This is a genomic window from Paracoccus sphaerophysae (genome assembly GCF_000763805.1).
Lineage (GTDB): Bacteria > Pseudomonadota > Alphaproteobacteria > Rhodobacterales > Rhodobacteraceae > Paracoccus > Paracoccus sphaerophysae.
In genome coordinates, this window is sequence record NZ_JRKS01000019.1 from 37,411 (window position 1) to 50,952 (window position 13,542).

Here is a 13,542-nt window from a genome sequence, read left to right on the forward strand (position 1 = left end):
GCCGGGGCAGCAAACGCCGCGGGCCGCGCGATGTCCACCATGCCGGCGCTGTGGACTTGCCGGCGCGGTTGCGCCAGCCTGCACCGATGATCACCGGCATCGACCACATCGTCCTGACCGTCCACGACATCGAGGCCGCCCGCAGCTTCTATGCCCGCGTCCTGGGGGTCGAGGTCGAGACCTTCGGCGCCGGCCGCCGGGCGCTGAAGGTCGGCGGGCAGAAGATCAACCTCCAGACCCTCGGCCAGGAAACCCGCAACCACGCGGCCATCGGCTGCGGCGACGTGTGCCTTCTGACCGAGCTTCCCCCCGAAGCCGTGCTGGCAAAGCTGGCCGCCGATGGCGTGCCGGTGGTCGAGGGCCCGGTGCAGAAAACCGGCGCGCGCGGCCCGATCACCTCGGTCTATTTCTGCGATCCGGACGGGAACCTGATCGAGGTGTCCAGCAATCCGGCGTGGGCGGCGGGGTGGGGGGGTGACGCGAAGGGGAGCCGCAGGGCGGATCCTGCGGCGATCGTTTGTTTCGCCCGCAGCCGTCAGGCCTACTGGGGAACAATCGCCGCAACGAAGGATCGCCCGGCGGCCCGCGGCGGCCAGAGCGATCCGCCGCCGCAGCCGCCCACCTTTCTTCGAGGGGGCAGGGTCCCGGGGAAATCTCGGGCGCCGCGGCATCACGGGTGCACGCCAAACTCGCCCTGCGTCCGTCAGCCCGCAGCCGAACGTATCGCCACGCTTCCCCCTCGGCCGCTCAGAGGATATGGGCGTGCCATGCCGGACATGCCGCCGCAGATCGCCATCCTTCTCGCCTCGTATCAGGGGGCGCGGCATATCGCGGCGCAGCTGGACAGCCTCGCCACGCAGGACTATCGCCACTGGCGGCTGGTGGTGTCGGATGACGGGTCGACCGACGACACGATCGGGATCGTCCGCGGTTTCGCCGCCGCCCATCCCGGCCATGAGGTCACGATCGTGGACGGGCCGCGCGAGGGTGCGACCCGGAACTTCCTGTCCCTGATCGCCGCGGTCCGGCCGGGCGAGGCGCTGGCCTATTGCGATCAGGACGACGTCTGGCTGCCCGACCGCCTGTCGCGCGGCGTCCGCGCCATCGAGGCCGTGGCGGCCGGAGATCGTCCCCCGGGGATCGACGCGGTGGGTGACGACGCGCCGCCTGCCGGTCCGCAGCCGACTGGCATGGCGCCCGGGAACGTCGCGCGTGCGCCGGCTGACGTGCCGCCTGCCGGCGCAGGGTCTTTCGCCTGCCCGCCGGTCTTTGCCGAAACGCTGCCGGCGGGCGAATCGCTGCGGGCAGGGGTCGCACCGCCTGCCGCCGATGCTGTCCACGCGTCCTCCGGCACTTCAGCCGCGGCCACGCCGCCCCCGGGGGCACGCGCCGTCCTGCACGTGACGCGCACGACCATCTGCGACAGCGACCTGCGGCCGCTTCGCCCCGCGCCCCTCTATCGGCGCCCCCCGGGGTTCCGGAACGCGCTGATCCAGGCCTGCACGCCCGGCAACACGACGCTGGTCAACCCCGCCGGGGTCGCCATCCTGCGCACCGGGGCCGAGGCGGCGGCGCGGGCGGACATCGTCTCGCATGACTGGTGGACGTATCAGCTGATCTCGGGGGCCGGAGGTCTCGTTATCCGCGATCCGGCCCAGACGGTGCTGTATCGCCAGCACCGCGGCAACGTCATGGGGCGCAACGATACGCCGCGGGCGATGCTGGCCCGGATATCTCGTCTGAGCGCGGGCCACTACGGCGACTGGCTGCGGTCGAACGTGGTGGCGCTGGAGGGCGCCCGGGCCCTGCTGACCCCCGAAAACCGCGCGGTTCTGGATGGGTTCGCGGCGGCGCTGCGGGCACCGGGCCCACGGGCGGCGACCGAGCTGGCGCGGCTTGGCCTCTACCGCCAGACGGTGGCCGGGACTGCGGCCTTTTACGCCGCCGCCGCGATGGGCCGCCTTGGCCCCCGCAGGTGAGCGGAACCGACGGATGCGCCCTGCGTACCAGCGACGGCGCGGCGAGCGACCGGAAGGCGAGAGACGTTGCGGCGCGAGACGATGCGGCCAGAGACGATGCGGGGAGAGACCGGAAGGCGAAAGACCGGTGCGGCGAGAGACGGTGCAGCGAGAGACCGGAGCCGAGAGACCGGGAGGCAAGAAACCGGCGAGGTGCGAAACGGTGCGGCGAAAGACCGGGAGTCGAGCGACCGGGAGGCGCCAGACCGGGGACGGTCTGCTCGCGCGACCCGCCGACAGGCCAGGCAAGAGCCGTCTCTCGGCCGTGGCGACGGTCGGCGCCCGGTCACCCGGTGTGCGTTGCGCATAAGCGACCGGACGCCCGGCCGCGACCGATTTTGCGCTGACCGATCGCGAGGGCGGTCCAGCGGAGGGCCTCCGACCGCAGCTGAGCAAACGACCCCCGAAGCGGCGCATCAGCCACCGTGACGCGCTCCCGTTGCCTATGCCGGCGCCGCTATAGCGCCCGCTGCCCTATCGTTCCTGCCGCGCGATATCGCCGACCAGGATGTCGGTGATCTCCGGCACCACCTCCTGCGCCGCACCGACCAGAGCGGTCCGCATCTTGCGCAGTTGAGGCTCGCTCGTGAAGTTGCCGTCGAAGGCGCCGGTATTCGCCTGGATCAGCAGTTGCCGCAGCAGCGCGTCGCGCAGCTTGATTTCATGGGCGTAGACCTTCTCGGTCGCGGCGCCGGGCATCTCGACGGAGAGCGACAGCACCATCGTGCTGTCCAGCTGACCGCCATGCAGCACCGGGATGAAGAACTGCTGCGGGAACTTGAACCAGGCCGCGGCGTCAGGGTCGGCCGCGCCGCCGCCATGCCCCCCCGCGCCATGATCGCTTTCGGCCTTGCCGTGCCCGTCGGATGTCGAGCTGGCCGCGGCGTCCTTCGCGGGGGCCGCGTGGGCGGCGTCGCCCTCGGCGGGCGCGCCGTGGCCGTCCTGAGCCGTTTCCGCCTCCGACCCGCCGTGCCCGGCGTCTGCCGCCTCGCCGTGCGCTGCCTCCTCGGTGCCGCCGCCCTTCAGCATGTCGCCCGCCGCCGCCCCGCCAAGGAAGGCCAGCAACGCGAGGATGACGGGGATCAGTTTGCGGATCATGCGGGCACCTCAGTAGGGCAGGACGATGTCGGCCAGCTGCTGGCCATAGCGGGGCTGCTGGACGTCGCTGATCTGGCCGCGGCCGCCATAGCTGATGCGCGCGCCGGCGATGCGGTCATAGGCGACCTCGTTCTCGCGGCTGATGTCCGAGGGCCGCACGAAGCCGCTGACGGTCAGCTCGCGGACCTCGTAGTTCACGCGCACCTCCTGGCTGCCCTGGATGCTCAGCACCCCGTTCGGCAGCGTCTCGATGACGGTTGCGGCGACCCGCAGCGTCATCTTGTCCCGGCGCGAGATGTTGCCCGAGCCCTTGAAGGTCGAGGCGCCCTTGGCCGAGGCCAGCTCGTCCATGCTGGCGCCTTCGGGCAGGATCTCGTTGATCCGCTGCGGGATGCCCATCATCTGCGGCATGCCGACGCTTTCCGAGGACGCCCGCGAGCGGCCCGAGCTGTTCTGGATCTCGGCCTTGTCGTCGATCTCGATCACCACGGTCAGGATGTCGCCGCGGGCGGTGGCGCGGCGGTCGCCGACCAGCGACATCTGCTGGCCCGCCCATAGCGAGGCGGCGCTGTCGGGGCGCACGGGGCCGGGCGGCTGCGGCATCACCGGCTCGGCCATCGCCTGGAATTCGGGCGTGGCGTGGGGCTCGGTCATCTTCGGCGTGCGGCCGACCTCGGAGACGCGGCCGCAGGCGGTGGCGGTCAGGACGAGACACAGGGCGAGGCCTGCGGTGAAGCGGGTGGTCTTCATGCGCGAATCCTTCAGCGCTGGGCGACGGTGGCAGAGCCGTCGGCGTTGATGCGGGCCATCAGCGTGGCCCGCGAGCTCATGTTCATGACTCGGATCACGTCGCCCTCGCCGCCGGCGCCGAGGGCGCGGCCCTCGGTCTCGATCCGCAGGGCGGCACTGTCATAGGCGAGCGTGATCAGCTGGTTGCGGGAGACCAGCGTCGGCGTGGTGAGGTGGCCGGCGCCGATCGCGCGGCCCTGGTAGACGGCGATGCGCAGCTGTTTGCCGACCGCATCGGCCGGGGACAGCCCGACCCGGGCGGTGGGGGCGACGACCAGGTCGGCCTCGGCCAGCACGGTCCCGGCGGGCAGGGTGCGCGCGGCGGTGATCTCGTCGGCCGCCAGCGACAGCGGGAACAGGGCGAGGATCAGGATCAGCCAGGCCATCAGCGCACCTGCACCGTGGCGCCGAGCATCTGGTCGGCGGCGGTGATGACCTTGGAGTTCAGCTCGTAGCCCCGCTGGGCCTTGATGAGTTCCGAGATCTCGCGCACCGGATCGACGGCGCTTTCCTCAAGGTAGCCCTGGCGCAGCGTCCCCAGCCCCTGTTCGCCCGGCACCCCGGCCATCGGCGCGCCCGAGGCCGGGGTTTCTAGGAACAGGTTCGACCCGATCGCCTCCAGCCCCTTTTCGTTGACGAAGTTGACCAGGGTGATCTGGCCCAGGTTCTGCGGCTCGGTCTGGTCGTTGAAATAGGCGTTCACCTCGCCCGCCGCGCTGATCGAGATGCTGCGCGCCTCGGGCGGGATGGTGATGCCGGGCACCACCGGATAGCCGTCCGAGGTCACGATCTGCCCGTCGGCCGAGCGCTTGAGCCCGCCATCGCGGCTATAGCCGGAATTGCCCGACGGCAGCGTCACCTCGAGATAGCCGTATCCGTCGATGGCGACGTCCAGATCGCCGCCGGTGGCCGACAGCGTACCCTGGGCAAGCGTGATCGTCACCGCGGTCGGCCGCACCCCCAGCCCCATCTGCACCCCCGCGGGCACCATCGTGCCGTCGGCGGCGGCGATGGTGCCGGGGCGGGTGACCTGCTGATAGGCGAGATCGGCGAACTCGGCCCTGCGGGCGTTGTAGCCGGTCGTCGACATGTTCGCGAGGTTCTGGGAAATCACCTCGACCCGGGTCTGCTGGGCGGCCATGCCGCTCGCCGCGATCTGCAATGCTCTCATGGAAATGGCGCCTTTCAGCGGGTTGTGGCGGTGATGACGGCGCGGATCCGCTGATCCTCGCCGTCAAGGAAGGACTGGCCGAGCTCGTAGGCGCGCTGCACCTCGATCATGCGGGCGATCTCGAGCACCGGGTTGACGTTGGATTCCTCAAGGAACCCCTGCCGCACCAGCGGGTCGGCGATGGGCTGCGCCCCGTCGGCGGCAAACAGCGTCCCGCCGAAATGCCTCAGCAGCGCGCGGTCGGGCTGCTCGAATACGCCCACCCGCCCGACCGGCTGGCCGTCGGCCGAGATCGTGCCGTCCGGGCCGATGCCGATGCTGCGGGTGCCCGGCGGCAGCGCGATCGGGGTCTGGCCGTCGTCCAGCACGCGGTAGCCGTCGCCGTTGATCAGCTCGCCCTCGGGCGACATCAGGAACGCCCCGGCGCGGGTCAGGCGGTTGCCGTCGGGGGTTTCGACCATGAAGAACCCGTCTCGTTCCAGCGCCAGGTCGAACTTGCCGCCGGTCATCGTCAGGCTGCCGGGAGTCAGGTCGACCTCGCGGCCGCGCGCATTGGCCATCGACAGCGTCTCGCGCCCGTCGCGCAGCGAGGTCAGGTGTTCGGAAAACACCACCCCCTCGCGCCGGAAGCCGGTGGTCGAGCCGTTGGCCATGTTGTTGGCCACCGCCCGCATTTCGCGCATCAGCCCGGATTGCCGGGTCAGGGCGGCATAGATCGCGTTGTCCATCGCTCAGCCTCCGGCGATCAGCGGCAGGATCTGGTCGGTGAAGAACCCGGCCAGGGTCGCCGTCATGAAGCTCATGGTGACCCAGAAGACGCCCAGCATCAGGCCCACCTTGGGCACGAAGGTCAGGGTCATTTCCTGCACCGAGGTCAGCGCCTGGAACAGGCCGATGATGACGCCGGTGACCAGCGCCACGGCCAGCAGCGGCGCCGACATGCGCACCGCGATCCACAGCGCCTGGCGGGTCACGTCGAAGATGAGGTTCTGGTCCATCGGCGCGCTTCTCAGACCGGCATCCGCAGGATTTCCTGATAGGCCTCGACCACCCGGTCGCGGATCGCGACGGCGGTTTCCAGCGCCATCTGGGCCTGGGCGATCGACTGGACCAGCGCCTGGGTGTCGGAACTGCCCTGCATCGCGCCCACCGCGGCCCGGTCGGCGCCGGCCATCACCTGGGCGAATTCCTCGGCGGCGGCGGTCAGCCCGCCGGGGCGCCCGTCGCTCGCGGCCAGCGGCGCGGGGGCGGCGGCGGCGCGGGCCTCGGCATAGGCCGAGGCGGCGCGGCTGCCGGATTGCAGGGCAGAGGAGGTCAGCGAGATCATGGCGTCCCTTTCAGCGGCGGATCAGGTCGAGCAGTTGCGCGGACATCTCGCGCGACTGTTCGAACATCTTGAGATTGGCCTCGTAGCTGCGGCTGGCCTCGCGCGCGTCGGCGACCTCGACCACCAGGTCGACGTTCGAGCCGAGGTAATAGCCGTCGCCATTGGCCATCGGATGGCCGGGGTCGAAGACCTGCGGCAGCTCGCGGCGGTCGTGGCGGGTGCGGCTGGCCTGCACCGCCCCGGTGTCGCGGCCGAAGTCGCGGTCGGGTTCGAAGCTGACCAGCTTGCGCCGATAGCCGGGGGTGTCGGCATTGGCGATGTTTTCCGAGATATGGCGCAGCCGCACCCCTTGCGCGCGCAGCGCCGAGGCCGAGATCTGGACGGCAGACAGTTCCATGACGCCCCCTTACCCGCGCCGCCCGAGGGCGGTCCGCGTCATCGTCAGGCCGGACTGAAAGACCGACAGCGCGATGTTGAATTCCCGCTTGGCGTCGGCGGCGCGGATCATTTCGTCCTCGACCGACACGGTGTTGCCGTTGGGCGAGGGTTCGCCGCCGGCATCCACCGCCGCGCCTGCCGCGCTGCCCCAGGCGCCGGCCGCGACATGCTGCGGCCGGGTCGTCCGCAGCCCGATCGCGGCGCCCTGCCGGTAGCTGTCGGAAAAGCGTTCCAGGTCGCGGGCGCGATAGCCCGGCGTATCGGCATTGGCGACGTTCGTGGCGATGACGCGCTGGCGCTGCGCGGCATGCGCGCCCAGGTCGCGGGCCATCCGCATCGTGTCGATCTGTCCGAACAAAGGTTTCTCCTTTCGGTCGCGATAAACCCGGTCTTAACCCCGAGAGGTTTAGAAACCGTTTCGCGGCGCAAATTTTTTGCCGCCATCGGACGAGGGCGAAGTGGACAGAATGGAATCGGTCGCGGCGCGGATCCGCCGGATGCGGATCGGCCAGCATTTCGGCCGCGTCGCCGCGATTCGCGCCGGGATCGTCGAGGTCGGGGGGCTCAATCATTCGGCCTCGGTCGGCGACCGCGTTGGGTTCCTGAACGGCACGCTGTTCGGCGAGGTCGTGGGCCTCAGCCCCGATCACGCGCTGGTGCTGCCCGAAGGTCCGACCGACGGGCTGTCGATCGGCGCCGGGGTCGAGCTGCTGTTCCGGCCCACCCTGGCGCCCTGCGACGACTGGATCGGGCGGATCGTGGACCCGCTGGGGCGGCCCCTGGACGGGCGCCCGCTGCCCTCGGGGCTCGAGGATCGCCGCTATCGCGCCGCCCCGCCACCAGCCGCCTCGCGGCGTCGGCTGGGGACGCGGCTGGATACCGGGCTCGCGGTCTTCGACACGCTGCTGCCGATCGTGCGCGGGCAGCGGATCGGGCTGTTCGCGGGGTCGGGGGTGGGGAAATCGACGCTACTGTCGGCGCTGGCGCGCGGAGTCACCGCCGACGTGGTGGTGATCGCGATGGTGGGCGAGCGCGGGCGCGAGCTGCGCGAGTTCGTCGAATCGGTCCTGGGCCCCGAGGGGATGGCCCGCGCGGTGGTGGTCGCTGCGACCTCGGACCAGTCGCCACTGATGCGGCGGCGCTGCGCCTGGGCGGCGATGGCGGTCGCCGAACATTTCCGGGACGCGGGCCGGCACGTGCTGTTCCTGGCCGATTCGATCACCCGCTTTGCCGAGGCTCATCGCGAAATCGCGCTCGCCTCGGGCGAGGCGCCCAGCCATCGCGGCTTCCCGCCCTCGACTTCGCAGATGATCATGGCGCTGGCCGAACGCTCGGGGCCGGGTCCCGAAGGGTCGGGCGACATCACGGCGATCTTTTCGGTGCTGGTCGCGGGGTCGGACATGGAGGAGCCGGTCGCCGACATCCTGCGCGGGGTGCTGGACGGCCACGTGGTGCTGGACCGCGCCATCGCGGAACGCGGCCGGTTCCCGGCGGTCGACGTGCTGCGCTCGGTGTCGCGCTCGCTGCCCCATGCGGCGACGGATCCCGAGAACGCGCTGATCGGCCGCGCGCGCGCGGCGCTGGGGCTGTATGCCGAGTCCGAACTGATGATCAAGGCCGGGCTCTATGCCCCCGGCTCGGACCCAAAACTGGACGAGGCGGTGCGGCTGTGGCCCGCGCTGGACGGGTTCTCGGCGCGCACCTCGTCGGATGCCGGGACCAGCTTCGCCATGCTGGCGGACGCGCTGGGGGCAGGGGGCCGGCCGGGTCTGCGCTGAGGCCCGGACCTTACGGACAAACGCACATTTGTTAATCGCCCGAAACCGGAAGGCGCCTTGCGGTGTTCCTAGCCGGTAAGCGAGGGCGACAGGCCCTGGAACGACCTCAGATCGACAAGGGCAGGGCACGGGAATGGCATCCACCGAAGGCGATATCCCGACCGCCCACGCGGAGCTTGTGGACCGGGAATTGACGGGCGACCCGGCTGCGTTTGACCGCACCGCCTCTGACGTGATCACCATCTCCGAAGAGCGCGCCTCGGTCACCGTCGAGCGGCGGGAGGCCGGCGGCGTGCGGGTCCGCGTCACCACAGAGCCGGTGGAGGAGCAGCTCTCGGTCGATCTCGGCTCGGAAACCGTCGAGGTGACGCGCCACTCCAAGGGCCACGAGATCGACGCCATCCCCGAGCCGCGCGAAGAGGGCGACCTGCTGATCGTCCCCGTCGTCGAGGAACGCGCCGTCGTCGTGACCAAGCTGTTCCTGAAAGAAGAAATTCACATTCGCCGCAACCGCAGAACCGAAACGGTTGCGGTTCAGGTGACCCTGCGCCGCCAGCATGCCGTGGTCGAGCAGCTGGATCTCGGACAGTCCGATGCCGGTCCCCTGGGCCGCGCGGGCGACCTCGACCACGGACGCTGAGCCTCTTCAGCAACTTCACAAAGGACCAATCACAATGGCCATGGAAAACATCAACACCGGCGCGACCCGTACCCTTTCTGCCATGTTCGACACCCGTGCCGAAGCCGACCGCGCCATCGCTGCGCTGCAGGCCGCGGGCATCGCCGATGTCGTCCTGACCGGCGGTGACAACCCGGGCTACGGCTCGGTCGAACGCGACGTGGCGATCGACACCCGCACCCACGAGAAAGGGTTTTTCGAATCCATCGGCGACTTCTTCTTCCCCGAGGAAGACCGCTATGCCTATGCCGAGGGCCTGAACCGCGGCGGCTATCTGGTGACCGTCTCGAACATCGCATCCGACCAGTACGAAACTGCGCTGGACATCCTCGACGACGAGGGCGCGGTCGATCTGGACGCGCGCGAGGGGGAGTGGCGCCAGGAAGGCTGGTCGGGCTATGACCCGGCGCTGGGCGACACCACCGCCTATGCCGCCGAGCGCGTCGAAACCGACACCTATGTCGCGCGTGACTGGGCGCCGCTGGAGGGCGACCTGAATGACGACGGCCGCATAGACGTCGTGGAAGAGCGTCTGCTGGTGTCCAAGCGCGAGGCCGAGGGCGGCCGCGTCCGCGTCCGTTCGTATGTCCGCGAGACTCCGGTCGAGCAGGACGTCGAACTGCGCTCGGAGCGGGTGAGCGTCGAGCGCCGCGCGGTGGACCGTCCGGCAAGCGACGCCGATTTTGCCGAGCGCACCATCGAGGCGCGCGAGTATGTCGAGGCGCCGGTCGTCCACAAGGACGCCCGCGTGGTCGAGGAGATCAATCTCAACAAGGATGTAGAGACGCATGTCGAGACCGTCCGCGACACCGTCCGTAAGACCGAGGTGGAAATCGAGGATGAGCGCGGCAACATCATCGATCGCGACCTGGACGCCGACCGCCGCTAAGGCGCTGGGCAGGACCTGACGGAACACGGAAAGGGCAGCCTTGCGCTGCCCTTTTCAAATCGCCAGACTGGAACTCAATATTTGTTAGACCCCCGGACGGCGGCATTGCATCCCATTGGTGCGCCTGACAATTTGCCGGCCGCTGCCGCTTCGGAAGGCCACCATGGCACTGACTGAATACTTCGTACGCTATCTTCAGCGACGCGACACGCTGACCGATGACGACCTGGCCCGATTGCGGTCCGTGCCCACTGAAATCCGCAGCTTCCAGCCGGGCGACGAGATCGTGCCGGCGGGGCCGAACAAAACCCGCAGCTGCCTCATCCTCAAGGGCATGGCCGGGCGGCTGCATCTGCTGCCGGGGCGTTCGGCGCAGCGGGTCATCACTGCGTTGCACGTGCCGGGCGATTTCGTCGACCTGCACGCCTTCGTGCTGCACGGGATCGAACACAGCGTCGTGGCGGTCGGCCCGGCTGAGGCGGAATTCATCGGCCATGACGAACTGACCGAGATCACCGAGAACTATCCGCACCTGACCCGGCTGCTGTGGATGTCCACCGCGATCGACGCGGCGATCCACCGCCAGTGGCTGGTGGCGGCGAACGCGCTGCGGTCCAGCGCGCACCTCGCGCACCTGGTCTGCGAGATCTACACCCGGCTGATGGCCGTGGGCGCGGCCCGCGACTATCGCCTGACGCTGCCGCTGCTGCAGCGGGAACTGGCCGATATCCTTGGCTATTCCTCGATCCACATCAACCGCGCCGTGCGCGACCTGCGCGACCGCGAGCTGCTGCGCTGGACCGGCACCGATATCGAGATCATCGACTGGCCGGGCCTCGTGCGGCTGGCGCGCTTCGACCCCGAATATCTCGATCTAGAGCGCCGCCGCCGCTAGGGTGCGGCGCCTCTCTGCGCGGTCACTGACACAGCCGAAAGCCGCCGCGCCGGGCCTTGATGTCCAGATGCAGGTGGTCGTCATGGGCGGCATTGCTGCCCGGCCCCAGCACCGTCGAGAAGAACAGGCAGGCCGCGCCCTGTACCGCGTTCTGGAACGCCACCGCCATGTCGCCCCGGTCGCCGGGCGGGGCTATCTCGATCCGCGAGCCGTCGTCGAAGCCGAAGGCGGCGATGTCGATCGCGTTGCCGACCGCATGTTCCGACAGGTTCTGCGGGGTGCCGTTCCCGAGCACGCCGCGGCAGTGATAGGTCGTGCCCAGGGCCAGGCTCGTCAGCCGCGGACTGTTCGGCAGATGCCCGGCCGAAGGGACCACCACATCGCGCATCCAGTGCGCCAGCGCCCGCGCCGCGTCGCAGCGCATCGCCGCGCCGCCTTCCAGCGCGATGCCGGGCAGGATTTCGGTGAGTTCCAGCGGCCGGGCGATGCCGCAGTCGCGCTGCGCGGGATCGGTGATCGCGGGGATTTCGCGATAGACCGCGCCCAGCCGCCGCAGCTCGAGCCGGCAGGCGGCGTGGTCGAAGTCGGTCTCGCGGAGCGTCTCGGGGACCGGCGGCCCTAGCGGCACGGGAGGAGCGGACGGCTCGGGAGGAGCGGGCGGCGCGAGCGGGATCAGCGCGCCTTGCGACGGGGCCGCGTCGGAAGTCGGCGGGGCCTGCGACGGCGCTGCGTCAGCCTTCGGCGCACCGGGGGACGGACCGGCGTCAGCCCCGGCCGCCACCGGCGGCTGCGCTGCGGGGGGCGCGGCCGGCATCTCCTCGGGCGGGATCAGCCGCCCTTGCGAGACGCCCTGCGCCCGGGACGGGGGTGCCGCCGCATCGCCCGCCGCTCCCGCTGGACGCGCCGCCGGCCGGGCGGGGCCGGGCGCGGGCGTCTCGGCAACCGGGCGCGGGGCCGGGGCGTCGCTGACCTGCGCCGCCGCGGGAAGCGCGGCCAGCAGCAGGGCCCCGGCCAGAAACCGCATCAGTTGCCCGCGGGGGCGGGCGCCGCGCCGGGCTGCGGGGTCGGCAGGACGTAGGGCTGCGCGCCCACCGCGCCGCCCGTCGCCTGATCCAGCGCCGCGGCCAGCGGGTCGGCCGCAGGGACCCCCGGCGCCGCCGCGACCGGCGCCGCGCCCGTGTCAGCGGTCGGCGAGGCAGCGGCGGGCTGAGCCGCCCCCGTCACGTCGGACGTCGTGGTCGCCTGCACTTCGGCCGCCGGCGCCGTGGCCATCGTCGCGACCGGCGCGCTCGCGGCGCCCGTCGCGCCCGGCACCCGCCGCGCCACCGGCCGCCCGGCGGCCGCGACCGGGGCCGCCGCCGCACCCGCCGCCGCCTCGACCGTCGCTCCCGCCGTCGCGTCCGCCGCGACCTCCGGCTCGACAGGCTTCGTCACGTCCGCGATCGCCACGCCCGGCGCCAGGAAATCGACGATCGTCTGGCCCGGCTGCACCATCCCGGCCAGTTCGCGTGCGTCCCAGTTGGTCAGCCGCACGCAGCCGTTGCTTTCGTTGACGAACAGCCGCGACGGAGTCGGCGTGCCGTGGATGCCATAGGTCGGCTTGCTGAGGTCGATCCAAACGTTCCCCACCGGGCCGTTCGGCCCCGGCGGCACCTTCAGCACCTTGTCGTTGTCGCCCTGCTTGAAGTTGATGTTGGGGTTATAGGTATAGTCCGGGTCCAGCGCGACGGCCTCGACCAGGTGGCTGCCGTGGGGCGAGGGCGTGGCGTCCGAGCCGACCGTGGCGGGATAATCCGCGACCATGCCGCCGTTGCCGTCATAGGCGGCGACCCGGCCGGTGGCCTTGTCGACGACGATCCGCGCCACCTTGGCCTTGATCGGCTTGGCCGGCACGGTGACGTTGATCGTGGCCCCGGGCGCGATCTCGACGCCCTTGTTCAGCTGGGTCAGGAACTTGTCGTCCATGTGGAACCGCTCAGCCAGCTTCTCGGTCACCGAGGTATAGCCCATCGAGCTCATCTTGGCCTTTTCGGCGTAGTCGGTGGGGATGCTGTCGACCAGCCCCTGCGCATCCTCGGCCGTCACCGTATAGGTCGAGGTCAGGGGCTCGGCCGCGTGGCGTTCCAGCAGCTCCCAGACCTGCGCGTCCAGCCGCCCGTCCTGGGGCAGGCCGTTCTTGCGCTCGAACGCCTTGATGGCGCTTTCGCTCATCCCGCCGCGAAACCCGTCCACCACCCCCGGCGACACGCCGGCGCGGTCCAGCAGGATCTGCACCTTGGCGGTCAGCGCCGACTGGCCGGACGGCAACTCTCCGGTCCCGGAATAGGTGGCGGCCTCGATATCGGCGGGCGCGATGGCGGCGCGCTTGTCCTGCGCCGCGGCGGGCGTCCCCCAGGCCGAGGCCGCCAGCAGCAGCGGCAGCGCGGTGGCCAGCATCGGCAGGGCAGGGCGGAACGGGCG

Annotated in this window: 16 protein-coding genes; 5 read left to right on the forward strand and 11 right to left on the reverse strand. The window is 70.8% G+C overall.

Annotated elements, in window-relative coordinates; translation table 11 throughout:
- Positions 1–86 precede the first annotated feature (86 nt).
- Positions 87–1,979, forward strand: coding sequence for a glycosyltransferase (locus tag IC63_RS17415; protein ID WP_084115627.1), 1,893 nt, complete (start codon positions 87–89; stop codon positions 1,977–1,979).
- Positions 1,980–2,492: 513 nt separating this feature from the next.
- Here the strand turns inward: IC63_RS17415 and IC63_RS07810 are convergent.
- The 9 genes from IC63_RS07810 to IC63_RS07850 are packed head-to-tail and all read right to left on the reverse strand — an operon-like array spanning position 2,493 to position 7,199.
- The gene (locus IC63_RS07810) at positions 2,493–3,116 is read right to left on the reverse strand and encodes a hypothetical protein (RefSeq protein ID WP_052041984.1); all 624 of its coding nucleotides are present in this window, start codon (positions 3,114–3,116) and stop codon (positions 2,493–2,495) included.
- Positions 3,117–3,125: 9 nt separating this feature from the next.
- Complete coding sequence (gene flgH, locus IC63_RS07815; protein WP_036718730.1) at positions 3,126–3,866, reverse strand: flagellar basal body L-ring protein FlgH; 741 nt, start codon at positions 3,864–3,866, stop codon at positions 3,126–3,128.
- Positions 3,867–3,877: 11 nt separating this feature from the next.
- The gene (flgA, locus tag IC63_RS07820) at positions 3,878–4,291 is read right to left on the reverse strand and encodes a flagellar basal body P-ring formation chaperone FlgA (RefSeq protein ID WP_036718731.1); all 414 of its coding nucleotides are present in this window, start codon (positions 4,289–4,291) and stop codon (positions 3,878–3,880) included.
- Positions 4,291–5,076: a flagellar basal-body rod protein FlgG gene (gene flgG / locus IC63_RS07825; RefSeq protein ID WP_036718733.1), complete on the reverse strand. Its 786-nt coding sequence runs from the start codon at positions 5,074–5,076 to the stop codon at positions 4,291–4,293. The genes flgA and flgG overlap by 1 nt, the downstream gene beginning before the upstream one ends.
- A gap of 14 nt (positions 5,077–5,090) precedes the next feature.
- A complete protein-coding gene (locus IC63_RS07830) occupies positions 5,091–5,804 on the reverse strand; it encodes a flagellar hook-basal body complex protein (RefSeq protein ID WP_036718735.1) in 714 nt (237 codons plus the stop codon).
- 3 nt (positions 5,805–5,807) lie between these two features.
- Positions 5,808–6,074 (reverse strand): flagellar biosynthetic protein FliQ, encoded by a 267-nt coding sequence (locus tag IC63_RS07835; RefSeq protein WP_036718736.1) that lies wholly within the window; start codon positions 6,072–6,074, stop codon positions 5,808–5,810.
- 11 nt (positions 6,075–6,085) lie between these two features.
- Positions 6,086–6,403: a flagellar hook-basal body complex protein FliE gene (locus tag IC63_RS07840; RefSeq protein WP_036718739.1), complete on the reverse strand. Its 318-nt coding sequence runs from the start codon at positions 6,401–6,403 to the stop codon at positions 6,086–6,088.
- A 10-nt stretch (positions 6,404–6,413) separates the two neighbouring features.
- Positions 6,414–6,800 carry a flagellar basal body rod protein FlgC gene (gene flgC / locus IC63_RS07845; RefSeq protein ID WP_036718740.1) on the reverse strand — a complete coding sequence of 129 codons (387 nt, stop codon included), beginning with the start codon at positions 6,798–6,800 and terminating at the stop codon, positions 6,414–6,416.
- A gap of 9 nt (positions 6,801–6,809) precedes the next feature.
- Positions 6,810–7,199: a FlgB family protein gene (locus IC63_RS07850; RefSeq protein WP_036718743.1), complete on the reverse strand. Its 390-nt coding sequence runs from the start codon at positions 7,197–7,199 to the stop codon at positions 6,810–6,812.
- A 109-nt stretch (positions 7,200–7,308) separates the two neighbouring features.
- On the opposite strand from IC63_RS07850, the gene IC63_RS07855 reads away from it, so the two are divergent.
- The 4 genes from IC63_RS07855 to IC63_RS07870 all read left to right on the forward strand — a co-directional run bounded on the left by IC63_RS07855 (position 7,309) and on the right by IC63_RS07870 (position 11,082).
- A complete protein-coding gene (locus IC63_RS07855) occupies positions 7,309–8,619 on the forward strand; it encodes a FliI/YscN family ATPase (RefSeq protein ID WP_036718746.1) in 1,311 nt (436 codons plus the stop codon).
- Positions 8,620–8,752: 133 nt separating this feature from the next.
- Positions 8,753–9,259 (forward strand): YsnF/AvaK domain-containing protein, encoded by a 507-nt coding sequence (locus IC63_RS07860; protein ID WP_052041986.1) that lies wholly within the window; start codon positions 8,753–8,755, stop codon positions 9,257–9,259.
- A gap of 34 nt (positions 9,260–9,293) precedes the next feature.
- Positions 9,294–10,187 (forward strand): YsnF/AvaK domain-containing protein, encoded by an 894-nt coding sequence (locus tag IC63_RS07865; RefSeq protein WP_232222546.1) that lies wholly within the window; start codon positions 9,294–9,296, stop codon positions 10,185–10,187.
- 163 nt (positions 10,188–10,350) lie between these two features.
- A complete protein-coding gene (locus IC63_RS07870; RefSeq protein WP_036718748.1) occupies positions 10,351–11,082 on the forward strand; it encodes a Crp/Fnr family transcriptional regulator in 732 nt (243 codons plus the stop codon).
- 22 nt (positions 11,083–11,104) lie between these two features.
- Here the strand turns inward: IC63_RS07870 and IC63_RS07875 are convergent, their stop codons facing one another.
- The gene (locus tag IC63_RS07875; RefSeq protein WP_052041989.1) at positions 11,105–12,106 is read right to left on the reverse strand and encodes an extensin-like domain-containing protein; all 1,002 of its coding nucleotides are present in this window, start codon (positions 12,104–12,106) and stop codon (positions 11,105–11,107) included.
- Positions 12,106–13,542: L,D-transpeptidase family protein (locus tag IC63_RS07880; protein ID WP_198026278.1), on the reverse strand; the 1,437-nt coding region annotated here is incomplete at its 5' end. The genes IC63_RS07875 and IC63_RS07880, both read right to left, overlap by 1 nt.

Coding starts and splice junctions, on each gene's coding strand:
- IC63_RS17415 (WP_084115627.1), top strand. CDS start 87: ATGATCACCGGCATCGACCACATCGTCCTGACCGTCCACGACATCGAG.
- IC63_RS07810 (WP_052041984.1), bottom strand. CDS start 3,116: ATGATCCGCAAACTGATCCCCGTCATCCTCGCGTTGCTGGCCTTCCTT.
- flgH (WP_036718730.1), bottom strand. CDS start 3,866: ATGAAGACCACCCGCTTCACCGCAGGCCTCGCCCTGTGTCTCGTCCTG.
- flgA (WP_036718731.1), bottom strand. CDS start 4,291: ATGGCCTGGCTGATCCTGATCCTCGCCCTGTTCCCGCTGTCGCTGGCG.
- flgG (WP_036718733.1), bottom strand. CDS start 5,076: ATGAGAGCATTGCAGATCGCGGCGAGCGGCATGGCCGCCCAGCAGACC.
- IC63_RS07830 (WP_036718735.1), bottom strand. CDS start 5,804: ATGGACAACGCGATCTATGCCGCCCTGACCCGGCAATCCGGGCTGATG.
- IC63_RS07835 (WP_036718736.1), bottom strand. CDS start 6,074: ATGGACCAGAACCTCATCTTCGACGTGACCCGCCAGGCGCTGTGGATC.
- IC63_RS07840 (WP_036718739.1), bottom strand. CDS start 6,403: ATGATCTCGCTGACCTCCTCTGCCCTGCAATCCGGCAGCCGCGCCGCC.
- flgC (WP_036718740.1), bottom strand. CDS start 6,800: ATGGAACTGTCTGCCGTCCAGATCTCGGCCTCGGCGCTGCGCGCGCAA.
- IC63_RS07855 (WP_036718746.1), top strand. CDS start 7,309: ATGGAATCGGTCGCGGCGCGGATCCGCCGGATGCGGATCGGCCAGCAT.
- IC63_RS07860 (WP_052041986.1), top strand. CDS start 8,753: ATGGCATCCACCGAAGGCGATATCCCGACCGCCCACGCGGAGCTTGTG.
- IC63_RS07865 (WP_232222546.1), top strand. CDS start 9,294: ATGGCCATGGAAAACATCAACACCGGCGCGACCCGTACCCTTTCTGCC.
- IC63_RS07870 (WP_036718748.1), top strand. CDS start 10,351: ATGGCACTGACTGAATACTTCGTACGCTATCTTCAGCGACGCGACACG.
- IC63_RS07875 (WP_052041989.1), bottom strand. CDS start 12,106: ATGCGGTTTCTGGCCGGGGCCCTGCTGCTGGCCGCGCTTCCCGCGGCG.